This is a genomic window from Sphingomonas panacis, assembly GCF_001717955.1.
GTDB classification, from domain to species: Bacteria; Pseudomonadota; Alphaproteobacteria; order Sphingomonadales; family Sphingomonadaceae; genus Sphingomonas; species Sphingomonas panacis.
On sequence record NZ_CP014168.1, the window covers coordinates 4967825 to 4992366 of the forward strand.

Annotated in this window: 18 protein-coding genes; 9 read left to right on the forward strand and 9 right to left on the reverse strand. The window is 66.1% G+C overall.

Features of this window, described 5'->3' with window-relative positions:
• The first annotated feature begins 86 nt into the window (after window positions 1–86).
• Genes J0A91_RS23090 through J0A91_RS23100 form a run of 3 tightly spaced genes read left to right on the forward strand, consistent with a single transcriptional unit; the run spans window position 87 to window position 3063 of the window.
• The gene (locus tag J0A91_RS23090; protein ID WP_069206853.1) at window positions 87–410 is read left to right on the forward strand and encodes a DUF485 domain-containing protein; all 324 of its coding nucleotides are present in this window, start codon (window positions 87–89) and stop codon (window positions 408–410) included.
• Entirely contained in the window at window positions 407–2110 is a 1704-nt protein-coding gene (locus tag J0A91_RS23095) for a cation acetate symporter (protein WP_083224875.1), read from the forward strand. The genes J0A91_RS23090 and J0A91_RS23095 overlap by 4 nt, the downstream gene beginning before the upstream one ends.
• Window positions 2111–2157: 47 nt before the next feature.
• The gene (locus J0A91_RS23100; protein ID WP_069206854.1) at window positions 2158–3063 is read left to right on the forward strand and encodes a diacylglycerol/lipid kinase family protein; all 906 of its coding nucleotides are present in this window, start codon (window positions 2158–2160) and stop codon (window positions 3061–3063) included.
• On the opposite strand, the gene J0A91_RS23105 is transcribed toward J0A91_RS23100, so the two are convergent.
• Together J0A91_RS23105 and J0A91_RS23110 are read right to left on the reverse strand one after the other, a co-directional pair.
• Window positions 3051–4061 (reverse strand): alpha/beta hydrolase, encoded by a 1011-nt coding sequence (locus J0A91_RS23105; protein WP_083224876.1) that lies wholly within the window; start codon window positions 4059–4061, stop codon window positions 3051–3053. The two genes, J0A91_RS23100 and J0A91_RS23105, sit on opposite strands and share 13 nt — an antisense overlap.
• A gap of 86 nt (window positions 4062–4147) precedes the next feature.
• Complete coding sequence (locus tag J0A91_RS23110) at window positions 4148–6550, reverse strand: DUF3772 domain-containing protein (protein ID WP_069206856.1); 2403 nt, start codon at window positions 6548–6550, stop codon at window positions 4148–4150.
• A 116-nt stretch (window positions 6551–6666) separates the two neighbouring features.
• Between J0A91_RS23110 and J0A91_RS23115 the strand changes: the two genes are divergently transcribed.
• Window positions 6667–6924, forward strand: coding sequence for a hypothetical protein (locus tag J0A91_RS23115; RefSeq protein WP_069206857.1), 258 nt, complete (start codon window positions 6667–6669; stop codon window positions 6922–6924).
• Window positions 6925–6994: 70 nt separating this feature from the next.
• Here the strand turns inward: J0A91_RS23115 and J0A91_RS23120 are convergent, their stop codons facing one another.
• The 3 genes from J0A91_RS23120 to glf form a co-directional block, all read right to left on the reverse strand.
• Window positions 6995–7642 carry an outer membrane protein gene (locus tag J0A91_RS23120; RefSeq protein ID WP_069206858.1) on the reverse strand — a complete coding sequence of 216 codons (648 nt, stop codon included), beginning with the start codon at window positions 7640–7642 and terminating at the stop codon, window positions 6995–6997.
• Window positions 7643–7839: 197 nt separating this feature from the next.
• Window positions 7840–9252, reverse strand: a complete 1413-nt coding sequence (locus J0A91_RS23125) for a glycoside hydrolase 5 family protein (RefSeq protein ID WP_069206859.1) — start codon at window positions 9250–9252, stop codon at window positions 7840–7842.
• Window positions 9249–11555, reverse strand: a complete 2307-nt coding sequence (glf, locus tag J0A91_RS23130; protein WP_069206860.1) for a UDP-galactopyranose mutase — start codon at window positions 11553–11555, stop codon at window positions 9249–9251. Before glf ends, J0A91_RS23125 begins: the two co-directional genes overlap by 4 nt.
• 116 nt (window positions 11556–11671) lie before the next feature.
• Between glf and J0A91_RS23135 the strand changes: the two genes are divergently transcribed.
• A complete protein-coding gene (locus J0A91_RS23135) occupies window positions 11672–12409 on the forward strand; it encodes a DUF72 domain-containing protein (RefSeq protein WP_240502135.1) in 738 nt (245 codons plus the stop codon).
• Here the strand turns inward: J0A91_RS23135 and J0A91_RS23140 are convergent.
• Entirely contained in the window at window positions 12379–15495 is a 3117-nt protein-coding gene (locus tag J0A91_RS23140) for a helicase-related protein (protein ID WP_069207604.1), read from the reverse strand. The two genes, J0A91_RS23135 and J0A91_RS23140, sit on opposite strands and share 31 nt — an antisense overlap.
• A 186-nt stretch (window positions 15496–15681) precedes the next feature.
• Here J0A91_RS23140 and J0A91_RS23145 point away from each other — a divergent pair, with 186 nt between their 5' ends.
• From J0A91_RS23145 to J0A91_RS23155, 3 genes are all read left to right on the forward strand, one after another.
• Window positions 15682–18069: a membrane-bound PQQ-dependent dehydrogenase, glucose/quinate/shikimate family gene (locus tag J0A91_RS23145; protein WP_069206862.1), complete on the forward strand. Its 2388-nt coding sequence runs from the start codon at window positions 15682–15684 to the stop codon at window positions 18067–18069.
• A gap of 72 nt (window positions 18070–18141) precedes the next feature.
• Window positions 18142–18339, forward strand: coding sequence for a hypothetical protein (locus J0A91_RS23150; RefSeq protein WP_069206863.1), 198 nt, complete (start codon window positions 18142–18144; stop codon window positions 18337–18339).
• 95 nt (window positions 18340–18434) lie between these two features.
• Window positions 18435–19676, forward strand: a complete 1242-nt coding sequence (locus tag J0A91_RS23155) for a dicarboxylate/amino acid:cation symporter (protein WP_069206864.1) — start codon at window positions 18435–18437, stop codon at window positions 19674–19676.
• Here J0A91_RS23155 and J0A91_RS23160 read toward each other — a convergent pair.
• The 3 genes from J0A91_RS23160 to J0A91_RS23170 form a co-directional block, all read right to left on the reverse strand.
• Window positions 19660–20634, reverse strand: a complete 975-nt coding sequence (locus J0A91_RS23160; RefSeq protein ID WP_069206865.1) for a methyltransferase — start codon at window positions 20632–20634, stop codon at window positions 19660–19662. The two genes, J0A91_RS23155 and J0A91_RS23160, sit on opposite strands and share 17 nt — an antisense overlap.
• Window positions 20631–21524 (reverse strand): iron-containing redox enzyme family protein, encoded by an 894-nt coding sequence (locus J0A91_RS23165; protein ID WP_420852806.1) that lies wholly within the window; start codon window positions 21522–21524, stop codon window positions 20631–20633. The genes J0A91_RS23160 and J0A91_RS23165 overlap by 4 nt, the downstream gene beginning before the upstream one ends.
• A gap of 223 nt (window positions 21525–21747) precedes the next feature.
• On the reverse strand, window positions 21748–22326 hold the full coding sequence (locus J0A91_RS23170) for a DUF4142 domain-containing protein (RefSeq protein ID WP_069206867.1): 579 nt from the start codon (window positions 22324–22326) through the stop codon (window positions 21748–21750).
• Between the two features lie 283 nt (window positions 22327–22609).
• On the opposite strand from J0A91_RS23170, the gene J0A91_RS23175 reads away from it, so the two are divergent.
• Entirely contained in the window at window positions 22610–24523 is a 1914-nt protein-coding gene (locus tag J0A91_RS23175) for a CocE/NonD family hydrolase (protein WP_069206868.1), read from the forward strand.
• The last annotated feature ends 19 nt before the right edge of the window (window positions 24524–24542 follow it).

The window sequence follows — 24542 nt, forward strand, 5'->3', positions numbered from 1 at the left end:
ACAGATTTCAGACGCTTAGCGCAATGCCACTCTGTCGGCTCGTCGGCGGGCGTTGCCATCGCCCGCAAGCTCGTCGATGATGGGGCATGGTGCCATCTCCCCCACACGACATCGCCCGCGAAGCGCGGCTCGCATCCGACCCGCGCTACATCGCGCTGGTGCGCGATCGCCAGCGCTTCTCCTGGACGCTGACCGCGATCACCGTGATCGTCTACACCAGCTTCATCTCGCTGATCGCATTCGACAAGCCGTTGATGGCGCAGCCGATCGTGGGCGGGAGCACCAGCATCGCGGTCGTGCTCGGCGCGGCGATGCTGGCCGGGACAGTCGCGATCTGCGCGGTGTACGTCTGGCGCGCCAACGGCGCGTACGACGCGCGCCTCGCCGCGCTGCTGGAAAGCGTCGCGTGACGACCCGCCTGACACGATCCGCACTGCTGCTCGCGCTGCTCGGCTGGGCTACCGGTGCGGAGGCCGCAATCTCAGGCACCATCGCGGCGCGATCAACCAACTGGACCGCGATCCTGATGTTCCTCGGCTTCGTCGGGATCACGCTCTGGGTCACCGCCGCCGCCGCGCGGCGGACGCGCACCGTGTCAGATTTCTACACTGGCGGCGGCATCACCGGCTTCCAGAACGGGCTGGCGATGGCGGGCGATTATTGCTCGGCCGCGTCGTTCCTCGGCATCACCTCGCAGATCTTCAACGACGGGTTCGACGGGCTGATCTACGCGATCGGCTTCCTCGTCGGCTGGCCGATCGTGCTGTTCCTCGTCGCCGAGAAACTCCGCAATCTCGGTCGCTTCACCTTCGCCGATGTCGCGTCCTACCGCTTTTTGCAGGGGCCGGTTCGCAGCTTCTCGGCGGTGAGCACCTTGCTGGTCGTGTCCTTCTACCTGATCGCGCAGATGGTCGGCGCGGGACAATTGATCCAGTTGCTGTTCGGCCTGCCCTATCTCTACGCGATCATCGTCGTAGGCGGGCTGATGATGGTCTACGTGCTGTTCGGGGGCATGCGCGCGACCTCGTGGGTGCAGATCATCAAGGCGGTGATGTTGCTGTGCGGCGCCTCCTTCCTCGTCTTCGGCGTGATGTCGCACGTCGGCTTCTCGTTCGAGGCGCTGTTCGCGCGCGCGGTCACGGTTAAGACGAAGCTGGCGCTCGAAACCGGCCTGTCGCCCGCCGATGCAGCCGCGAAGGGCCGCGCGATCATGGGGCCGGGCGGGTTCATCAAAGACCCGATCTCGGCGCTGTCGTTCGGCTTCGCGCTGATGCTCGGCACCGCCGGGCTACCGCATATCCTGATGCGTTTCTTCACCGTTCCCGATGCGCGTGAGGCGCGCAAGTCGATCCTGTGGGCGACGGTGTGGATCGGCTATTTCTATGCGCTGACCTTCATCCTCGGTTTCGGCGCGATCGTGCTGATCTCGTTCAACCCCGCCTATGTCGATGGCGCGGGCGCTCTGCTCGGCGGCAACAACATGGCGGTGATGCACCTCGCGCATGCGATCGGCGGCAATCTGTTCCTCGGCTTCATCTCGGCGGTCGCGTTCGCGACGATCCTCGCCGTGGTCGCCGGACTGACGCTCTCCGCCGCCTCGGCGATCTCGCACGACATCTACGCGAGCGTGATCCGCAAGGGCGATGCCGAGCCGGCCAAAGAACTGCGCGTGTCGCGGATCACGACCGTGCTGCTCGGTATCGCCGCGATCATTCTCGGCGTGGTGTTCCAGAAGCAGAACGTTGCCTTCATGGTCAGCCTCGCCTTCGCGCTGGCGGCGTCGGGCAATTTCCCGGTGCTGGTGATGTCGCTGCTGTGGAAAGGCTGCACCACCAAGGGCGCGGCATGGGGTGGCGCGATCGGGCTGTTGAGTGCGTTCGGGTTGACGGTGGTGTCGCCGGTGATCTGGGTCGCGGTATTCGGGTTCGAGCACGCGATCTTCCCGTACAGTTCGCCTGCGCTGTTTTCGGTGCCGGCCGGCTTCTTCGCGATCTGGCTGATTTCGACGCTCGACCGCTCGCCGCGTGCGGCGATCGATCGGGCGGCATACCCCGCGCAGCGGTTACGTTCGGAGACGGGCATCGACGTGCATGGCCCGGCGGCGCACTGAGCGCGGTTCATAACGGACCCCGCCAGCCGCTGGTGAGTTGTTGCAGCATGGAAACAAAACCGCTGCCGCGCGAGGCCACACTGATCGTCAACACGCATTCGCGCAAAGGGCAGGATCTCTACGATGCCGCGCGTACCAAGCTGGCGGCGGCGGGCATCACTCTCCTCGCGGCACACGCCGTCGACAATCCGAAGGACCTCGCCGCCGTCGCCCGTGCGGCGGTGGCGGAGGGCACGCCGATGGCGATCGTCGGTGGCGGTGACGGGACGCTGGCGGGCGTGGTCGACGAACTGGTCGGCAAGGACTGTGTGTTCGGCATCCTGCCGCTCGGCACTGCGAACAGCTTTGCGCGGTCGCTCGACTTGCCGCTCGACCTCGAAGCGGCGGTACACGTGCTCGCAAACGGCCGCAGAAAGCGTGTCGATCTCGGCATGATCGACCAGGACTATTTCGTGAACGGCGCATCGATCGGCCTGCCGACGATGATCGGCGAGACGGTGCCCGATACACTCAAGAAGTACGCCGGGCGTGCCGGCTATCTTGCCTGGGCGCTCAAATCGGCGGTGAGTTTCAAGGCGTTCCGGCTCGAACTGGACGACGGATCGCAGACGCATCGGCTGTGGGCGACCGAGGTGCGTATCCTCAACGGCACGCACCACGGCGGCGTGGAGCTTTCGGACACGGGCGGCGTCGTGTCGCGCGACCTGTTGATTCAGGCTGTTGTGGGGACGAGCAAGCTGGCGCTGGCGCAGGATTGGTTCGCCAAATTCTTCAAGCTGCGGGATCGGGATGCGTGCAGCCGGGATTTTCGTGGCAAGTGTTTCCGCATCACCACCCAGCCGCCGCAGCGCATTTCGATCGACGGCGAAGTGCTGGCCTGCACGCCCGTCGTGGCGAAGGTCGCACCCGCCGCGATCGACGTGGCGGTGGCGCGTGATCCTCAGCGCGGGTAATCGCGCCACAGCCATTCGAGCGCGCCGGGCAAGGTCTGTGCGATGACATCGCCATCGACATGCCCCGCCCCAGCGGCGGTCACGTAGCGATAGTCATAATGTTTGGCCCGGAGCGCCGCCGCCATGCGATCATTGGCCATCGGCCAATTGTGGTAGGTGGTTTCCGGGTCTTGCCAATGGAGGTCGCGCTCGCCCACCTCCATCCAGATGCGGATCGGTTTTGCCGGTGTCGCGGCGATGAGCTGGTCGTGATAGTCCCAAGCGCCGTGCGGTGTCGCGGGATCGGCAGGCGATGCCTGATTCACGAACGTTCCCGAATAGGACAACACGTTGCCGAACCATTCGGGATGAAACCACGCCATCGTGAAAGCGGCCGCCGCGCCTGAACTGCCGCCCATCGCCGCACGGCCTTTGGGATCGTCGGTGAAGCGGAGCTCGTAGAGTTGCTCGACGCGCGGCAACACCTCGGTCTGGACGAAGCGCGCATACCGGTCCGAGACGGTGTCATATTCCAGCCCGCGCTCGGAGCCTTGTGCGTCGCCACCGCCGGACTGGATCATCACCGCCACCATCGCCGGCACGCGGCGCTGCGCGATCAGGCTGTCGAGCGCGGCCGCGACGCGCGCGGTATAGTCGCGCCCGTCCTGCACCACCAGCAGCGGCGCCTTCGTACGCGGCCGATAGCCGGCGGGAATATAAACGAACACCTCGCGCCGGTATGGCGCGGGCTCGGACTGTAGCTGCCCCGGCGCTGCGAGGCGGTTGCCGGATGGGTCACGCCTCCGCGTGGTCTCATTGTCGAGCTGACGGATGCCGGGATAGATCCGGCTTTCGCGCGACGTCATGATGAAGCTATGCAGCGTTCCCTTGGGCTGCCCCGGGTGAGCCGCCATCTCGGGCGCATCCCGATAGGGCGGCGCGATGTGGATGTCATCGGCTCGGGCCGAACCGAAACCAACGAACAAGACGGCGATCAGCGCCAACGGTCCCATCCGCATCTATCTCTCCGCTCCGTCGCCCTTTGGCATGAGCACGGATGTGCGCCAATCCGCGCCGCGTGCCAACGATGAAGTGGGGACGACGCTTACGCGGCGCCCGCCCCGCCTTCGCCGCCGACGACGCCCTGCGCACCGGTCGGCTGCGCGCCGATCCACTGCACCTGCTGCGGCGTGGTGCCCAGCTCGATACCGGCCCCGGGCAGCTTCGTCAGCAGTTCGAACCAGATGTCGCTGCGGGTCGGATAGACCGCGCGCGGCGAATTCACATACGCGAAGCTGTTGAAATTGATCCGGCCATCGAGAAGCGAGTCGATGAACAGCACCGGCTTGGGATCATCCAGCACCGCGACCTGCGCGTCGTAGATCGCCATCAGCATCGCGCGGACCTGTGCGATGTCGGTGCCCATCGGCACGGAGAATTGCAACTGGATGCGCCCGATCGGATCGGACAGCGTCTTGTTGACGATCGACTTGGTGATCAGCTCCGAATTCGGCACGATCAGCGTCGAGCGGTCGGCGATCTGGATTTCGGTGGCGCGCACGCTGATCCGTTTCACGTCGCCCTCCTGATCGCCGATCCGCACCCAGTCGCCGATCTTGACCGGCCGCTCGGCGAGCAGGATCAGCCCCGAGACGAAATTCTGCGTAATCGCCTGCAAGCCGAAACCGATGCCGACCGACAGCGCCGAGAGCAGCAGCGCGATCCGCTCGACACCGATGCCGAGCGACGCCAGCGACCACAACACCACGAGGATCAGCCCGATATAGCGCGCGACCATCGCGATCGAGTTGCGCGCGCCGGCGTCGAGTTCGGTGGCGGGCAGGTAGCGCGTGGTCAGCCATGTCTGGATACCGCGTATCACGAACATCCCGACCGCAAGCACCGCCAGCGCCCGCAGGATCGCGCCCGGCGAGATCGTCACCTGGCCAATCGTGATGCCTTGCGCGATCCGGCTGATCTGGCCGAACAGCGTCGGAATGTCCGACCCGAACGGAAACAGCACGAGGCCCATCGCCAGCAGGATCAGCAACAGGCGGAGCAGCGCGGACAAGGCCACGCCGAACTGGTCGATCAGGCTGCGGCGCACGCCGAAGCCGTGATGAACGGCGTCGGCGAGTTTGCCGTCGCGACGAAACACGGTCGAGCAGATGTCGTCGATGCCGACCAGCAACAGGTACAATGCGGCCGCGACCACCGCGATCCAGACCGTAAACCGGGCGAGGAAGTAGCCGAACGCGACATAGCCGGTAGCGAGCGATACCACCGATACCGCCAGCACCACCCAGGTGGCGAGCGAGAGGAAGGCGACGATCGACTGATCGCCGCGCTCCTCTTCCGTCGCCCGTGCCGTAACCGCGCGCATGCGTGCCCCGGTCAGCAGGACACCGAGCACGAGCACGATATAGAGGACAGCGGCGGACACTTCGGTCACGGCCTGCACCGGGCCGCTCGCGCCAATGCCGCTGCGCGCCGCAGTGAGCAGAAAGCTGAGCATCGTCACGGCGGCCGCCGCGAAGGTCCACGGGCGCAGCCGGTTGGCAGTCTCGTCGGTGATATCGATCAGCCGCCACGAGGGCTGGCGGCGCTGGAGCAGCGCGCCGCCGAGCGCCGCGATCAGGGCTGCGACGAAGCTGCTCTGCTCGAAATTCGATGCCAGCTTGTCCCAGGTCGGCGCGATCATGCCGCCGGCACGCAAACCGCTGACCAGCGCGACCGAGGCCAGCCACGGCACCAGCGTGCCGACCAGCGTGAGCCACAGCGCGAGGCTCGACCGGCGGATGCGGTTGCCGGGCACCCGCGCGATCACGTGGCGCCGCCCCGCCGCCCTAAGCACGACCCGCACTGGCCAGATCAGCACGATCGCGACGATGAGGCCGAGCAGCCCCGCCAGTAGCCCGCCGCGCATCACGCCGCTTTCGACCGCGTCCGTCTCCGCAGCGATGAATGCGGACACTCGGCGCCCGTCGCGCGGCAGCGAGCGGAACAGCGAACCCCAGAACGCCGGCGTCAGCGGAGAGGCGACCTGCACCGACATGCGCTCGGAAAAGGCTTCGGCCCGACTCCGGTTGATCTCGGTGGAAAGCTGATCCGCCTCGGTGCCGAGCAACTTGCCGCGTTTGATCGCCGAATCGACAACCGAACGCTGGCGCGCGAGCAATTTGCGCTGCGCCTGGATATCCGGGGTCTCGACAACCCCGGGCGTGACCGGGCCGAGCTGCGCGACCCGCGCGTCGATGAGCTGGAGCTGGGCCGACAAGGTGGCGACTTGCAGCGCACTATCCTGCTTCACCGCATCCGCGCGATCCTGAAGCGATTCCGCCTCGGTCGCGTCGGTATGTCCGTTGAAGGCGGCATCGACTGCATCGAACTCGCGCCCGTCCTGATCCAGGGCACGCGTGGCGACGAGGATCGGATCGACATCCTGCGCGGCGGCGGGAGCGATCGCCAGCAGCACGGACAGCAGCGGCACGAGGAAGCGGAATGTCATGCCGCCCCCTACAGTCTGCGAAACGCCAAGCCCAGCCGTAACCCACGCCTCGCACGGTGGTCTGCGAACGGCCGATCCGGTACGCGGTATGACAGCGCGCATTTTTGGAGGTGCCGATGTCCGACGATTACGCACATGGCCAGCGCGACGGCCTGCGCCTCGCCCTGGCGATTCTGGCGGCGGAAGAGGCGAAATGGGCGGCCCTTCTCGGCGAAAGCCGATCGGGGCGGACCAACACGATCCGCAATGTGAGGCACAAGGCGCTGCAAGTCGCGCAGAAGCGCATCCAGACCGCGCTCAACCGGCTTACGCCCAAGGACAGCGCGGCGATCGACGAAGAGCTGGCGGCGGCGCTCGACAAGATCGGCCTCTAGCGTCTGCTCACGAAAAGGGCGGGGAATGTCGCCATTCCCCGCCCTTCACGGCAGTCTAAGACCGGGAGGCTTAGAAGTGCGTAATGACGCCCAGCATCGGACGGAAGCTGTGGAAATCGCCGAAGGTGTTCACTTCGGCGCGGATGCGGAAGCCCGCATTGCCGGTGATGCCCTTCAGGCCGATGTCCTTCGGGCCGACCTCGGTGCCGATGCCGTAGGTCATGCCGCTATGGCTCTTGTCGTTGGGATTGCCGCTCACGTAGGTCGCATAATGGTCGAAATCGATCCACTGATAGCCGACCTTGCCGTAGAACAGGCCGCTGTCGCCAGCGCGAACGCCGAACCGGCCAGCCGCACCATATTCCCAGTTGATGTTGCCGGAGACGCCCTTGGCGACGTTACCTTCGACGCCGACGAACACCGGGCCCAGCGGCACGTTGATGCCTGCGACGCCCTGCACCAGCGCGCCGGCGAGACGATAGTTGTTCCGCAGCGACCCGTTGGCGTTCAGCGCCTGCGGAATACCATGGTTCGGCTCGTTGTCGAACTGTTCCCAGCCGCCCATCACGCCGACATACGGCTCGATCCCGAAGGCCTTGCTGCCATCGGGCGCGGTCGGAGCGGTTTCGGTCGCAGCCGTCGACGATGCATCCTGCGCGAACGCGGGAGCGGCTGCGAAGACGGCCAGAGCGGCGGCGGCGAGTTTAAGTTTCAGCATCTGTATGACCTTATTAATCTGACAGGTCGGGCTGTCCGCCAAGGCGTCCGGTATCCCGAGGTCCACTCAAACAAGGTTCGACGCTGGTTGTTGCACTGCAACGGCGATTAATCGGCAACCCCGAAATTTGTCACATTTCTGCAACGGTTTCTTGCGTTAAGATGAACAAAAGACGGCCGATTTGTGGCAACGGCGATCTAGCCGGCAGCCTGCCGCAACACGAAAGCACGGTCGGCGTGGATCGGCGCAGACGTGAAACGGGCCCCTTCCGCATCCGCTGGAACCATCCGCATTCTGACCGTTTCGCCACGCGCGGTATCGAATTCGATCACCTCGCATGCGGCCGTCATATCCGGTACCCGAACGTCAGCAGGACGTGGGGCGAGATCGGCGCGGATGCGCCCGTCTACGCCGCAGCCCCCCCTCCTGAGCAGCCAGATGATCGCCTGTTCGCCGTCACCGCACGCGAACGCGTGGAAACCCGGCGCCTTCACGCTGTGGTTCCAGTTCGATCGCCGGAACCGCGTCCAGTCGATAAGCGGCAGGAACGCCGCCATGCCGCGCTGCGCGACGCGCATTCCCGGAGTCAGCACATGCGGGGACCGGTTGGGCCAGCGCATGCCGCCGCCGACCCCGCCCGACGCGAGATGCGCCCAGGCCATGTGGCGGAAATACTCGTCGTCGAACGGCTCCGGCAAGGTGATGCGCCGGTCCTTGAAGCTGTGGATCGGGCCATGTTCGGTATCGAGGAAGGGCCGCCCAGCCGGGGTCTCCGCCACACAGTCGCGGACGATCTCTCCCATCGCGAGCGCGGGCGCGACCGTGTCGCGCGGGTCGTCAATCGAGCGCTCCTTGTATATGTGGATCGTCGCGAAATCCAAGTCGGGGTGGCGGAAGATCGGATCGTGCATGTTGAGGTGCGGCTTCCAGCGCAGTTCCGGCCCGTACACCGACACGGTCTGCGGGTGCGACCGCCCGTAAAGCTCTTCCTCCAGCCCGCGGACGTGGACCGAGAGATCGTGGATCACCTCGTCGAAGCAATCCGCGCTGTCCTCGGCATTGGCGGGGTGAATCTCGTTCCACAAATCCCATGCGAACAACGCGCCCGATCCACCCCAGCGGCGCACCGCGAAATCGAGCCGCGCCTTGAGCGCCGCGCGCGCTTCGGGCGCGAGCAGTGCGCGCGAGAAGCTGTCGAGCGGGCCGCCATTGGCGATGTTCCACGGATGATGCTGCCACTTGATCCACGTCCAGAACGTGTCGAGCGGGGTCAGCAGGATGCGCATTCCCACGCGCTCGCACAGCGCGAACAGATCGTCCCAATATTGCACCATCGCCGGCACGAAACGCCCGGCCGGACGCTCGATATAGCGGTGTCGCACCTGCGCATATTCGAGCATCAGCCGCAGACAGGTGACGCCATGATCCCTGAGCATGAGCAGATGCCGCTCGACCACCGCCATGTCGCGCTTGCGGAACAGCGGCGCCAGCTCGGGCCAGGTGATCGCATCATTCTGGCCGATCGGATGCCACGGCGCGCCCGCGTCGTCGATGAAGTAGGGCGCATCGGGAGCGACCTGAATCCAGGGCAACGTGGCACGCGCGCTCACTCGGCTGACACCGCCGCGTATGTGGCCTCGCCGATCGCCTGCTCTGCCACATGCCGGCGATATGTGGCCAGTGCCTGTCCGACAACCTGGTCCATATTGTAGTACCGGTAGGTCGCGAGCCGGCCGACGAACAGCACCTCGGGCGTCACCGCCGCCAGTGCCTCATAGCGTTTGTAGAGCGCCTGATTCTCCGCGCGCGGGATCGGGTAATAAGGATCGCCTTCGTCGCTTGGATATTCGTAGGTCAGGCTAGTGTGCGGCGCAGTCTGGCCGGTGAGGTGCTTGTATTCGGTGATGCGCGTGTGCGGCACGGCTTCGTCTGGATAGTTCACCACCGCAACCGACTGCGCCCATTCGCGCTCCTCGATGACATGACGAAATTCAAGCGAGCGGTACGGCAGTTTGCCGAAGCGGAACCCGAAATATTCGTCGATCGGCCCGGTGTAAACGATCCGGTCATAGACGAACCGCGCCTTCGCCTCGGCGAAATCGACACCCAGCGCGAGATCAATATTGGGGTGATCGAGCATCTTCTCGAACATCGCGGTATAACCGTCGCGCGGCATCACCTGATGCGTATCAGTGAAGTAGCGGTCGTCGGTCGAGGTGCGGGTCGGCACGCGTGCGGTGACGCTCTTGTCGAGCTCGGACGGGTCGATTCCCCATTGCTTGCGCGTATAGCCCCGAAAGAAGGTCTCGTAGAGCTCGCGCCCAACCGCCGATACCACCACATCCTCCGAACTGCGCACCATAGCCACCGGCTCGGCGCGCGCAGCAAGGAAGGCGGCGGTATCCGCGTCGTCCTTGAGCGACAGGCCGTACAGGCTGTTGAGCGTCGTGCGGTTGATCGGGATCGGCACCTGCTTGTCGCCGACCTGCGCAAGCACGCGATGCTCGTAGGGCCGCCACTCCGTAAAGCGCGAGAGATACTCGACGATCTCGGCGCTGTTGGTGTGGAAGATGTGCGGACCATATTGGTGGATCATCATGCCGGCGGCATCGTGATGGTCATAGGCGTTGCCCGCGACATGCGGGCGCTTGTCGATCACCAGCACGCGCTTGCCCGACCCGGCGGCGAGCCGTTCGGCCATCACCGCGCCAGCGAACCCCGCGCCGACGACGAGATAATCGTAGTGCGTCGTCGGCAGCGCTTGCAGCACCGGGCGGCGCGGCTCGGCGATGTCGAGGATCAGCCGCAGCATCCGCGCCGCGACCTGATCCCAGCTCTGCTCGGCGAGCAGAGCATCGGCCTCGGCGCGCCACGCGTCCCCCGAGCGACGCAGCGCGAGCGCCTGATCGCACGCTGCGACAAACGCCTCCGCACCATCCGCGACGAACACGCCCGGCATCGCGCCATAATGGCGAATGACATCCCTGATCGGCGTCGAGACGACGGGCAGCCCGGCGGCGAGATATTCGGGCGTCTTGGTCGGGCTGATGAAACGCGTCGCTTCGTTGATCGCGAACGGCATCAGCGCGACGTCCCAGCCGGCGGCGTAGCCGGGCAATTCGTCATAGGATTTGCCGCCGAGATAAGCGATGTTGGGGCGTTGCGGCAGTTCCGCCGGATCGACCTTCACCACCGGCCCGAGCATGACGAACGACCAATCCGGCCGCGCGTCAGCGAGCGTGGCAATCAGGCCGAGATTCATACGCTCGTCTATGACGCCATAGAAGCCGAAACGCGGCCGGGGCAGCCCGGCCTGATCGGTCGCGTCCGGCATAACCTCGCGAGCGCGCGCGAAATGCGCAACATCGACGCTCGACGGGAACGGGTGGACCGACGCATGGCTTGCGCGCTTGGCTTCGTAGAGGCTGTAGCCGCCGGTGAAGACGAGATCGGCGGCGGCGAACAATTCCTGTTCGAGCGGGATCAGTTCGGGTGGAGCGAAGCGGAAATTGGCGAGTTCGTCCATGCAATCATAGACGGTGCACTTCGCATCGATATGTCGCGAGAACGACAGCATCATCGGCGTATAATACCAGCGGATGATGCTCGCGTCCGAGCGTGCCGTGCGGGACTCGAGCAAGCGGCGGAGCGCATCGGCGCGGTCGCCCGGCTCCAGCCCCCACGGTAGATGTGGCACCGCGACCGTCACGCCCGGCGCGCCCTCGTGCAGATCGACCCATGCCTCGCCGGCTGCATCCTCGATCGGCTCTTCCCAGAACAGCACGTCCATGTTGCGCGCCAGCCGCGTCATCAGGTGCTGCGGGCGCTGGAAGACGAAGTCCCATCGCAGGTGCGAGAAGCAGATCAGCAAGGTTGAGGACGACGGGTTCGAGCTGGCGTTACCTTGAGTCAAGTGCGTAATCCTCCTTAGAGACACGCAACCCACGGCTTTGCTTGCTCGTTCCCGTCGGGACAGGAACTTTCTTTTTATTGCAGCATGATGCAAGTTATTGCGGACGGACTCTCATGGTGAGTGCAGCGACATTGCGGATCGGCACGGCAGGTTGGTCGATTCCGGCCGCAGCGCGAGATCGTTTCCCCGCCGAAGGCAGCGGACTCGAGCGTTATGCCGCGCAGCTGAGCGCAGTCGAGATCAACAGCAGTTTCTACCGGCCACATCGCGCGTCGACCTACGCGCGCTGGGCGGCGAGCGTTCCGGCCGATTTCCGCTTCGCACTGAAGCTGCCCAAGACGATCACGCACGGCGCGCGGCTGCTCGATTGCGCGGCGCTGCTGGTCGCCTTCGCCGACCAGATCGCGCCGCTCGGCGATCATCTCGGCCCTTTACTCGTCCAGCTTCCGCCGAGCCTGAAGTTCGACTCCGCCGTCGCGGCAGACTTCTTCGCAACGCTTGCGAGGACGGTCGCTGCCCCTGCCGTCTGCGAGCCGCGACACCTGTCCTGGTTCACACCTGAAGCCGACGTCTTGCTCGCCGAACATCGCATCGCCCGCGTGGCGGCGGACCCGGCGCGGTGCGACGCCGCCGCGCGGCCCGGCGGCTGGCGGGGCCTCGCCTATCACCGGCTCCATGGCAGCCCACAGATCTACCGCTCGCCCTATTCGGACGAGCAGCTACGGACGCTCGCTGCGCAGATCGCACACAACGAGCCGGCGGAAAGTTGGGTCATCTTCGACAACACCGCCTCGGGCGCGGCGCTCCCCAACGCGCTCACGCTTCAAGCCGCGAGATCCTCCAACAACGTGTGAACGCGCTCGCTACGGCCGTCGTCGTCGGTGGCTTCGCGCAGCAACAGCCGCCCATTCTTCTCGTCGAGCCCCGCCGCCTTCGCATCGGCGTCGAAGCCACGCTTCGGCGTGAGCGCAATCGCCGCCGCGCCGGCATCGATCCGCTCGATCCCGAGCGCATGCGCAGCGAGCCGGATTCGGGCGCGCAGCATCAGCGCGGCGGCGGCGTGCGGTAGCGGCCCGAAGCGATCGAGCAATTCCTCCTCGAACGCATCGAGCGCGGCATCGTCCTCGATCCGCGCGAAACGGACGTAGAGCGCCAGCCGCACGTCGGGTTCGGGTATCCAGCTGTCGGGGAACGCGCCGGCCTCGCCGAGATGCAACTCGGGCGTCCAGCGCTCAACGGTCTCGCCGCGCGCCTCGCGCAACGCGCCGCCAAGCAGATGCTGGTACAGATCGGTGCCGATCATTTTCATGTGCCCGGTCTGATCGTCACCGAGCAGATCACCCGCACCGCGCATGTCGAGATCCTGCGCGCTGATCTCGAAGCCCGCGCCGAGCCGGTCGAACGTGGCGAGCGTGCGCAGCCGCTTGAGCGTGCGTTCGCCGATCGCATCCTCGGCCTTGGTGAGCAGGATCACCTGCCCGCGCCGGTTGCCGCGCCCGACCCGCCCGCGCAATTGGTGGAGCTGCGCGAGACCAAAACGATCGGCGCGCCAGACGATCATCGTGTTGGCGCGCGGTACGTCCAACCCCGCCTCGATGATGTTGGTCGCGAGCAATATGTCGCCCTGTCCTGCCGCGAAGCGGACCATCACCGCGTCAATCTCCGCCGCCGGCAGCTTTCCGTGCGCCTGCACCAGTTCGAGGTCCGGCGCGGCGCGGCGCAACTTCTCGGCGAGCGGCGCCATGTCCTCGATGCGCGGCACCACCACGAAGCTCTGCCCACCACGCCCCTTCTCGCGCAACAAGGCCGTGCGCAGCCGGGCGTCGTCATAGTGATCGACGCTGGTGCGGATCGGCTGACGCCGCGCCGGCGGCGTGGCGATGACCGAAATCTGCTGGAGCCCAACCAGCGCCATTTGCAGCGTGCGCGGGATCGGCGTCGCGGTCAGCGCGAGCAGATGCGTCTCGCCCGATCCGCGCAGCCGCGCCTTGTCGGCCGCACCGAAGCGCTGCTCCTCGTCGATCACCACCAGCCCGAGCTTGGCGTAGCTCACGCCCTTGGCCATCACCGCACCAGTGCCGACGACGACCCCGATCGACCCGTCGGCAAGCCCGGCCTTGACCGCCTTTTTCTCGGCCGCGCTCGACAGGCGCGAGAGACCCGCCACGGTGACACCGGAGGCTTCGAAGCGGCGTTGGAAGCTTTCGAGATGCTGGCGGACCAGCACCGTGGTCGGTGCGGCGACAATCACCTGATAGCCGGCGAGCGCCGCCAGCGCCGCTGCCCGCAACGCGACCTCGGTCTTGCCGTAGCCGACATCGCCGACGACGAGCCGGTCCATCGGCTTGCCGCTGGCGAGATCGGCGCGCACGGCATGGATCGCGCGGGCCTGATCGGCAGTCTCGTTGAACGGGAAGCCGTGGACGAAGCGTTCGTAGGCGGCGGGATCGGGTTCGATGACCGGCGCGGTGAGTTTGGCGCGCGCCGCCGCCAGCTTGGCGAGTTGCCTGGCGCTTTCCGCGACCGCCGCCTGAATGGCACCGCGCCGCTTCTGCCATGATGAGCCGTCGAGTTTGTCGAGCGTGACCGCATCGGCATCCGCGCCATAGCGCCAGATCCGGTCGGCATCGTCGATCGCGACCAGCCGACGCGCACCGTCGGCATATTCGAGCGCGATCATCTCGCTGCCCGCGCCACTCGCCTCGGGGGAGGGTTCGAGTCCGGCGACCCGCGCCGCGCCATGATCTTCATGGATGACGACATCACCGATACGGATTTCGCCGACACTGCCGCTCCAGCGATCGGACGCGGATGCCGGAGAATCGCCCAGCACGGCGCGACTGCCGAGAATGTCAGCGGCGGCGATCACGACCCGCTTCGCATCGACGAAGCCGGCATCGACCGGCATTACGATCGCGCCCGCCGCGCCGGCTTCAAGTGCGGCAAGATCAACGAGATTTTCCACCTCGCCGATGTCGATGCCGAGTCGCTTGGCGACCCTGCCGCGCAGAAACCGCACGTCGCGCTTGCTACCGGCAAGCACCAATGCGCGCGTGTCCCGCAGTGGCGCGACGAATTTGGCGAGCGCCGCGAGCGTGCCGCGCTTTTCGGCAAAGCGCGGCACCGCCTCGAAATCGTCACCGATCTCGACCGCGTTCCACTCCGCGAGCGCCGCCGCCCAATCCGCCTCTGCGATCGCATCGACCACTCCACCGCTGCGTTCCGCGGCATCCGCAGCGAGTTGGAGAAACCGCGCACGACGCCGGTCCGCCTTCTCCGCCAGCACGATCGCGCCAGCGGCGAGGTGCGACAGGATCGACACCGCCTGCCCGATCGGAGGCTCGGCCGCGCGACCGATCTCGACGATGTCGAGATCTTCGACCGTGCGCTGTGTGGCGGGATCGTAGGAACGAATCTGCGTGATCCGCCCATCCGCGATGTCGATCCGCGCCGGCAGGCCGGCGTCGGCGGGGTAGATGTCGATGACGGCCTCGCGCACCGCCATCTCGCCGGGTTCATCGACTCGGTCGTCAGCGAAATAGCCGAGGCTCTCGGCCAGCGCCGCGAAGGCTTCGGCATCGATCGCATCGCCTGCGCGCAATTCCGGCGGTGCGCTATCGAACGCCTCGGCTGCGGGATAGCGCCGCGCCGCCGCCTCGCCGCTTAGGATCAGCGCGACATGCGCGCGCGCCTTCTGTTGCTGCGTGTGCCGCAACCGGCGAAGCGCCGCCACACGCCTGCCGGCGTTGGCGGGGGATGCCGGCGAAGTATCCCCCGGCAGCGCGTCGCTCGACGGTATGAAGACGACGCGATCATCCGACACCAGCGCGCCGAGCGCGGCGGCGAGCGCCTCCGCCTGCTGCTCGTCATCCGCCAGAAAGGCGACATCCTGCTCGCCGAGCATTTCCGCCAGGCCGAATGCGGTAAAGGCGAGATTCACGCGCCCACGCCCGCGTATCGTTTTGCCGCACAACGGATTTTCGGAAAATCGGCCATCATCGCTCCACTCCTGGCACGCAAGAACAGGAGACCGCCGCCGGTGTTCCACGCGAACCAACGTAAATCCACGGCGGAACCATCACACCACCGCAAGGGTATTGCGGGAGTTGCCTTGCGGAGTCCGTTCATGCCCCACACCCGCCACCCTGCCCGGCTGCCGCACATCCTCGCCGTTCTCATCGGAACGGTCGGGGTGCTCAACCTTGTCGGTGGCGTGTGGCTGATCCTGCTGCGCGGCAGCCTGTTCTACGCGATCGCGGGGGCCGTGTTGCTGGCAACTGCGATGCTGCTGTGGCGGCGGCATGTGGCGGCGCTCTATCTGTTCGCCGCGCTGGTGCTCGGCACGGTGATCTGGGCGTGGGCGGAAATCGGCGCGGACTGGTGGCCGCTGGTGCCGCGCGGCGACCTGATCTTCCTGTTCGGCGTGCTGCTCGCGCTGCCGTGGACGGTGAAGCGGCTGACGCCCCGCACAACCTGGCTGCGAGGTGCCGGGCCGCTGGCGGTAACACTCGCGCTCGCCGCGCTGTTCGGCGGTGTCTCGCTATCGCGAGACCTGCACAATCTCGACGGCACGCTGCCGGGGCCGCGCACCGCACTGGCGGCGAACCTCCACGGCATGCCCGACGACGACTGGCAGGCGTATGCGCGAAGCTGGTATGGCGACAAATTCTCGCCGCTCACGCAGATCACCCCGGCCAATGTCGGCAACCTCAAGGTCGCGTGGCAGTTGCAGACCGGCGACCTCAAGCGTGACACCGATCCCGCCGAAACCACCTATGAAATGACGCCGATCAAGGTCGGTGACACCGTGTATCTGTGTACGCCGCACAATTGGGTGATCGCGGTCGATGCCGAGACGGGCAAGGAGCGCTGGCGCTTCGACCCCAAGATCGCGACGTCAAAGACGAATATGCAGCACCTCACCTGTCGCGGCGTATCCTATTGGGATGGCGCGAAGGCCGGCGCGAGCACGGCCGATTGCCCGCAACGCATCTTCCTCGCCACCAACGACAGCCGGTTGATCGCGCTCGATCCGCGCACCGGCGCGCTGTGCCACAGCTTCGGGCGGAACGGCACCGTCAGCCTGCGGCCCGGGCAGACCAACTACAATCAGGGCTGGTATCAGGTCACGTCCGCGCCGCTGGTCGCGCGCGGGATGGTCATCACCGGCGGCGCGGTGTTCGACAACATCTCAACCAAAGTGCCGTCGGGTGTGATCCGTGGTTATGACGCCGCGACCGGCCGGCTGGTGTGGAACTTCGATCCCGGCAATCCCGACGACACCGCCCCGCTCGGCGCCGGCAAACACTATACCCCATCGTCGCCGAATAGCTGGAGCACACCCGCCGCCGACGAGGCACTCGGCCTCGTCTATCTGCCGATGGGGATGGGCGCGGTCGATCAATGGGGCGGCAACCGCCCCGCCACCACCGAGAAGTTCGCGACCTCTGTACTGGCGCTCGATATCGCCACCGGCAAACCGCGCTGGATCTATCAGACCGTCCATCACGATCTCTGGGACATGGACGTGCCAGCACAACCGGCACTGGTAGACCTCGCCCTGCCGGGGCGCGGCACCGTGCCCGCGCTGGTGCAATCGACCAAGACCGGCAATCTCTTCGTACTCGACCGGCGCACCGGCGCGCCGATCTTCTCGGCGCCCGAACGTCCCGTGCCAGCCGGCGCAGCACCCGGCGACCACACCTCGCCGACCCAACCCTTTTCGGCTGTCTCGCTGATGCCGCAGCGTGCGCGCGAAACGGACATGTGGGGCACGACGATGCTCGACCAGCTCTGGTGCCGCATCCGCTTCAAGTCGCTCGACTATCAAGGCCCGTTCACGCCGCCGTCGCTGAAAGGCTCGCTCGTTTTCCCGGGCAATTTCGGGGTGATGGACTGGGGCGGCATCTCGATCGATCCGGTGCGGCAGGTGATCTTCGCGCACCCCAATTACGTCGCGTTCGTCGATCGGCTGGTGGCGCGCAAGGACGATGCTGGCGGCCCGAACGAACGCGGCCCCGCCGGCGGATCGGATCGCAAGGGCTCGAACGAACAGGGCTATAACCCCAACACCGGGGCGCCGTTCGCGGTCGATATGAATCCGTTCCTGTCGTTCGCGGGACTGCCCTGTCAGGCGCCGCCGTGGGGCTATGTCGCCGGCATCGACCTGACCACCGGCAAGACGGTGTGGAAGCACAAGAACGGTACGATCCGCGACGAGACGATCCTGCCGCTGCCGTTCAAGCTCGGGGTGCCCTCGCTCGGAGGGCCGATCACCACGGCGGGCGGTGTCGCGTTCATGGCGGCGGCGATCGACAATTACGTCCGCGCTTATGACACGCGCACCGGCAAGGTGCTGTGGCGCGCGCGCCTACCAGCCGGCGGCCAGGCAACACCGATGTCGTATCGCTCGGCGGCAAGCGGGCGGCAGTTCGTTGTCGTCGTCGCGGGCGGGCACAATTCGCTCGGCACGAAGCTCGGCGACCATGTGATCGCTTACGCTTTGCCGAAATAGGTGGCACCGAGTCGCCATCCGGGCGTTCACTGCACACCGGCGCACTTACGCGCTTCCCATCAGGAGGACTTCATGGCCGACGAAACCGCGACCCCGACCAGCAACGCCAAGACCGGACTCACCGATGCGTTCCGCGAACATTTCTCGGGCGACGCGCCGTTTACCGAAAAGGCCAAGAACTTCGCCAAGGCGAAGCCGTGGGCGAGTGCAGCGCTGCTTGGCGTCGCCGCCATCGCGGTGCTGAACTCGGTGCGCGGCGTCCGGAGCTAACCGACCTTCTGACCAGCGCGGCGCGCGGCGGGACCACCGCTAACGCGCCGCGCCGCTCGCAGCGACTCCTTCCCGCGCCCCTCGCGAGCCCGCCCATGAACCTTCGTTCGATCCTGATCCTCGCCGGCCTGATCCTCGGCCTGAGCGTGGGCGCGTTGCTCGGCACGTCCGCGATGGGCGTGGCCGTGGCCGAAGCGGCGCAGCCGATCGGCACGTTGTGGCTCAACGCGCTGACGATGACGGTCGTGCCGCTGGTGTTCTCGCTGCTGGTGACCGGGGTTGTCGCGGCGGGTCAGGAAGCGGACGGCAGCCGGATCGGCGTGCGTGCTCTGGTCTGGTTCGCGATCCTGCTCCTGGCGGCATGCTTGCTTAGCGTCGTGGTGACGACCACGTTGCTCGATCTCTGGCCGGTTCCCGCCAGCGCGGCCGCACTGCGCACCGGCGCCGAGGCTGCGCCCGCGATCGGATCGACCAGCGACTGGCTGGTCGGCTTCATCCCGACCAACCCGATCAAGGCGGCGAGCGACACCGCGATGACGCCTCTGGTCGTGTTCGCGTTGCTGTTCGGCTTCGCGATCACGCGGATCGAGCCGGAGTTTCAGCGCCATCTCGATATGGTGTTCAAGGCGATCGTTCAGGCGATGCTTGTCATCGTGCAATGGATTCTGTGGCTTGCGCCGATCGGCGTCTGCGCGCTGGCGATCGGCGTGGGTGCGAAGATGGGCGCCGGCGCGGTTGGCGCGCTCGGCCATTACGTCGTCATCATCGCGGTCGCCTGCATCGCCACCGCGCTGGCCTGCTATGTGGCGGGTCCGCTGCTGGGGCGGGTGTCTCCGCTGACCTTCGCGCGAGCGGCACTGCCCGCGCAGGTGGTCGCACTCAGCACGCAGTCGTCGCTCGCCTCGCTGCCCGCGATGATCGACGCGGCGAACACGCTCGGCGTTCGCAAGGAAGAGGCTGGCGTCGTGCTACCGTTGGCGGTGTCGATCTTCCGCGCGGCGAGTGCCGCCGCGAATGTCGGCGTCGCGATCTATCTCGCGCACCTGCTCGACATTCCGCTCAGCCTGGGCGTGTTGCTGCTGGGTGCCTGCGTGGCGGCGGTGGTCAGCCTCGCCGCGGTCGGGCTACCCGCGCAAGTGTCTTTCTTCGCGTCGATCGGCCCAGTCTGTCTGGCGATGGGCGTGCCGATCGGCATCCTCCCGCTGCTGCTCGCGGTCGAGACCTTCCCCGATATCTTCCGCACCGTCGGCAACGTCACCGCCGATCTGACGGTCGCGCGGATCGTGGCGCGGCGGGACGTTCGTGAACGGGTGAAGCGATCTACACCGGGCGGGTGATGACGGCAGCGACCAGAGCGATTCGTTCGATGTCGGCATAGCCGGGCTGGTCGAGTTCCTCGCCGAACACGTCGGGGTCCAGTTCGCGGTAGGCGAGGCGGAAACCGCGCGCCGAGGCTTCGCCGGCTAGCGCCTGTTCAAGCGCATCGTCGCCCTCGACGATCGCGCTACCGGTATACAGGATCATCCGCCCGCCCGGCGCGAGCCGGTCGAGCGCCATCCGGGCCATGTCGAGCGAAATCTGCGCCCCGTGCATGCCGCCGCCGTCGCGATAGAGGCGGCTATCGGCATCGATGATATAGGGCGGATTCGCGGTGACGACGTCGAACACGCCGTCGAGCGGATCGAGCGTCGCGGCCTGATGTGCGTCGATCGTCACCCCGGCGGCGGCGGCGTTGATGCGCGCGAAGCGAAGCGCGCGCGGGTTGATGTCGGTGGCGCAAACCTCCGCAGCCGGCCGCGCAAGCGCAGCAACGACAGCCCCGACCCCCGAGCCGGTGCCGATGTCGAGCATCCGCAGGGATTTGCCGTCCGGCATATGTGCCAGCTCCGACTGGATCAGATCGGCAAAGCGGTAACTGTCGGGGCCGAAGAACACCGCATCGGTATCATTGGTCGGATAGGCCGAGTGCAGGAACAACGGGCTGTGAAGCGACGAGACACGAACGCGTGACCGCAGCATTGTGCCCTCCGCGTGCAGCACCCCCGCCCGATCGAGCAGCGCCTCGACTTCGGCGTCGATCTCGCCACGCCGGAACGGCAGCGACCAGCCCAGCACATCGCGCACCGACCGCGCGACTTTCCTGTCAGCACGCGCGACCACGCGGGCGTGCGTCAGCGGGGTCGGCGTGACGAAGGTATAGCCATACTCGTCCAGGCGTCGCAGCAGCGCCAGCAACGCCTCGTCTTCCGACCCGGTGGCGACGGGACCGGCCGCCCCGGCGGATGCGACTGTCACCCCTGCGCCCGACCCACGCCGTTCCACAGCGATACACGATACTGGTCGAAGCAGCGCTCGCCGCAGCGCAGCCGGATCAACGCGCCTTCCGCGATCGCGGTCGCGCGGCGCGGGTCTTCGGCCACCGCCGGGCGAAGCGCCTCACGGTTCCAGTCCTCGCTATGTTTGATGTCGAGCACTGCGTGGAGCTGGAAATAGCGGCGCTCGCGATCGGACAGCCCGATCCGGCGCAACCCTTGCGCGACGCAGGCGGCGCGCGCCGGCGCGGTCAGTTCGATCACGCCGAGCGCGCCGACCGAATGCCACGCGTAACGCCGGGTCGTCGCCATCGCCGTCATCGCATTGGCCAGCGACAGGCTCTGCCAGACGGTATTCTCGATGACGGGATTGACCTCCAGCGTCTCGACGAGCGCGTCGAGCATCGGGCCGTGCATGCCCTTGGCGTTGCCGCGCCCCATCTCGTCCCAATAATTGCGGGCGAGCTCCATCTTGGGTGCGGTCGGCAGCTTGACCTGCGTGTAGGCGACGAGATCGTCGAACCCCGCCTCGCCGGCGGCTTCCTGCTCGAAGAACCAGCGCAGTTCGTCGCGCGTCGCATGCTCGGCAAGCCACGGGAAAAGCGGGTCGCCCTGCCCCGGCCCGGTCGCCTTCAGCTCCTCGAACCAGGCGATAAAGCCCTCGACGTCGGTGGGCGCGGCGGCCGCCTCGTCGCGAATTTCGCCACGGAGTTCCTCCAGAAACGCCCCTTCCAACCGCAGCATGCGGCTATCGCGGTCGAACTGACCCTGCCAGTCGGCGCTCGGAAACCCGGGCTGGAGACGTTCACGGTTCCAGCGGGCGAGACCGCGCTGGAAACTGTCAGTCAGGAACTGCGACGTGCTGGTGGGCACGTCTTTATCTAGATTATGAAGCAAGGGATTGATCCTCTCAGTCTTGCCACCCCCAACGAACCGATTTCGCCGAAGTTGCTTTCTCGACCGGAATCCATCGCGACAATCGACCTGATATGCCTCAATCGCGCCGGTTCGCGACGTTGGAGCGCCAGCCGTTGTCGGCCGACCCTGCGGTGATCAAGCCACGGCGGAGCGGCGTCACCGCCGCTCCGCCGGACGGTCACATTCCGCTCATGCCACCCGCCGCGATCGCCTTGAGGTGCTGCAAATGCTTCTCGATGATCGGCACGGCCGAAGTCGCGACCTGCTGCAGCGCCGGATCGGTCCCGTCGGTGGCAAAGCCCTTGTGCAGCGCCCACGCCTTCTGATGCGCCGCCATCTGTTGCTGGAGGTACATCGCGTCGAACTGGTCCGCCGGCGCCTGCTTGAGCTGTGCGATCATCGCTTCATTGTCGGCGGACAGCGTCATTGCGGGCTTGGCGATGCGCGGGCTGGTCTTGGGCAGTGCCGCCATCAAGGTCTTGGTCGTCATCGTATGATCCGCGATCATCTCGCGCGCGTGGTTTTTCACCGCCGCGCTCTTGCCTTTGGTGAGCGCGAGCTTGCTCGACTGGATCTCGTACATATCTCCGTCCGCCGCCCAGGCGACATAGCTCTGCGGCGGCGTACCGGTCAGCGGGCTCGCACCAATATCGGCGGGGCTCATCATTCCCGGCGCGGCGGCGGGGCTCTGCGCCTGCACGATGCCCGGGATGGTGAGCGCAGACAAAACGAAGGCGGCGATTATTGGATGACGCATGTTATTCTCCTTGTAAGTGCCACCAACACACGCCCTTGACCTCGGTTCCGAAGATCTTCGTCGGAACTTCATTAGATGCATAACATAGATTTATTCCGGCGCTATTTACGATCACCTGCCCAAAGGCATGGCAAAGCAACATGCATCAACAATATAAATTAAAGAGCCCGGCACCGTAGATGCATCGGCAAATATATTGGTAGCGGCTGCGACACATCGAAAAACGTCTGTGCGAAATGCCCGCGCTGTGGCACGTCGGGACGCGTTGCAGGACAGGACACATATGAAAACTCTAGGGATGCTGATAGCCGGCGCGACGTTGGCGATTGCGACTACGGGCAGCGCCCAAACGCTGCCCAACGGCATCCCCACCAAGTTCAGGCCGGTCCACGCCACGTTCGATTACGATCGCCGCGAGGTCGAAGTGAAGATGCGCGATCGAGTCGCGCTGCACATGGTGCTGATTATTCCCATGGGCACGCGTGACGCACCGATCCTGCTCGAGCGCACCCCCTACGGCGCCGACAAGGCGACCAGCCGCGTCGAGAGCAGCCACGGCGTGATGCTCGTCGGCGCCGCGTTCGCCGAGTTTCTCAAGGCCGGCTACATCCTCGCGTTCGAGGATGTGCGCGGCAAGCACGGATCGAAGGGCGACTATGTCAACGAACGCCCGCTGATCGGCCCGCTCAACGGCACCAAGATCGATCATTCGACCGATGCCTATGACACGATCGAGTGGCTGACCAAGAACGTCAAGGAAACGAACGGCCGCGTCGGCATCATCGGCACCAGCTATGACGGGATGATGGCGGCGATGGCGCTGGTCCACCCGCACCCTGCGCTGAAAGCCGCCGCGCCGATGAACCCGGTCATCAACACCTGGAAGGGCGACGACGATTTCCACGGCGGCGCGTTCCGCCAAATCGGGTATGATTACTACTTCAGCCAGGATACCGCGCGCGGCGAAGGCGACGATCTGTGGCGTGATGCTTACGACGATTACGAAACCTTCCTGCGCGCCGGCTCCGCCACCGGCTTCGTCAAAAGCCGCGGGCTCGACCAGATTCAGGTCGTAAAGGATCTCCACGATCACCCTGCCTATGACGCGTTCTGGCAGGCGCAGGCGCTCGAGACGATCCTGCCCAAACAGCCGCAGACCGTGCCGACCCTGTGGATCGCGAGCCAATGGGATCAGGAGGATATGTACGGCGCGGTCGCCGCCTATGAGGCGGTCAGCAAGAATGACCCCAACCACGTCAACCATCTCGCTTTGGGTCCGTGGGCGCATGGCGGCTGGAGCGGCACCGGCGACAGCCTCGGCGCGATCCGCTTCGGGTCGGATACGGCCGCGTGGTTCCGCCAGCATGTGCTGATCCCGTTCCTGGACGGCAATCTCAAGACCGGCGGCACCCCGGCCGACATTGCCCCCGTCACCGCGTTTCAGACCGGCACCAACACGTGGCAACGCCTCCCCGGCTGGCCATCCGCCTGTGCGAGCGGTTGCGCGGCGCCGACGCGGAAGCTGTATCTTCAGGCCGGCGGCGCGCTCTCGTTCGCCGCGCCCACGGCTGACGGTGCGGACGATTATGTGTCTGACCCGGCCAAGCCGATCCCCTATCGGCTGCGTCCGATCCGCCCGACCTACGCAACCGGATCGACCTGGCGACAATGGCTGGTCGACGACCAGCGCCCGTTCGCCGACCGCACTGACGTGCTAACTTATGAAACCGCACCGCTCGATGCCCCGCTCGCCCTCGCCGGTGCGCCTGTTGCCGACCTGATCGCTGCCACCACCGGCAGCGACGGGGATTTCGTCGTCAAGCTGATCGACGTGTACCCGGACGAATATTTCGAGAAGCCTGAACTCGGCGGCTATCAACTGCCGGTGGCGATGGACATCCTGCGCGGCCGCTATCGCGAGAGCGTCTCCGATCCCAAGCCGATCACGCCGAATGCACCGCTCAGCTACCGGTTCGCATTGCCCAATGTGAACCACGTGTTCCTCCCCGGTCACCGCATCATGGTGCAAATCCAGTCGAGCTGGTTCCCGCTCTACGATCGCAACCCGCAGACCTTTGTGCCCAACATCTTCGATGCGAAACTACAGGATTACCGCAAGGCAACGATCCGCGTGATCCATTCGCCGGCACAAGCCAGCGCTATCGAGTTGCCGGTGGCGGACGTCGGCGCGCGGTAGAGTCAATATACGCTGTTCT

Excerpts from the sequence above, each read along its gene's own strand:
- J0A91_RS23110 (WP_069206856.1), bottom strand. The coding sequence starts at position 6,550 with ATGACATTCCGCTTCCTCGTGCCGCTGCTGTCCGTGCTGCTGGCGATC.
- J0A91_RS23115 (WP_069206857.1), top strand. The coding sequence starts at position 6,667 with ATGTCCGACGATTACGCACATGGCCAGCGCGACGGCCTGCGCCTCGCC.
- J0A91_RS23175 (WP_069206868.1), top strand. The coding sequence starts at position 22,610 with ATGAAAACTCTAGGGATGCTGATAGCCGGCGCGACGTTGGCGATTGCG.
- J0A91_RS23100 (WP_069206854.1), top strand. The coding sequence starts at position 2,158 with ATGGAAACAAAACCGCTGCCGCGCGAGGCCACACTGATCGTCAACACG.
- J0A91_RS23155 (WP_069206864.1), top strand. The coding sequence starts at position 18,435 with ATGAACCTTCGTTCGATCCTGATCCTCGCCGGCCTGATCCTCGGCCTG.
- J0A91_RS23090 (WP_069206853.1), top strand. The coding sequence starts at position 87 with ATGGTGCCATCTCCCCCACACGACATCGCCCGCGAAGCGCGGCTCGCA.
- J0A91_RS23105 (WP_083224876.1), bottom strand. The coding sequence starts at position 4,061 with ATGCGGATGGGACCGTTGGCGCTGATCGCCGTCTTGTTCGTTGGTTTC.
- J0A91_RS23150 (WP_069206863.1), top strand. The coding sequence starts at position 18,142 with ATGGCCGACGAAACCGCGACCCCGACCAGCAACGCCAAGACCGGACTC.
- J0A91_RS23145 (WP_069206862.1), top strand. The coding sequence starts at position 15,682 with ATGCCCCACACCCGCCACCCTGCCCGGCTGCCGCACATCCTCGCCGTT.
- J0A91_RS23120 (WP_069206858.1), bottom strand. The coding sequence starts at position 7,642 with ATGCTGAAACTTAAACTCGCCGCCGCCGCTCTGGCCGTCTTCGCAGCC.
- J0A91_RS23170 (WP_069206867.1), bottom strand. The coding sequence starts at position 22,326 with ATGCGTCATCCAATAATCGCCGCCTTCGTTTTGTCTGCGCTCACCATC.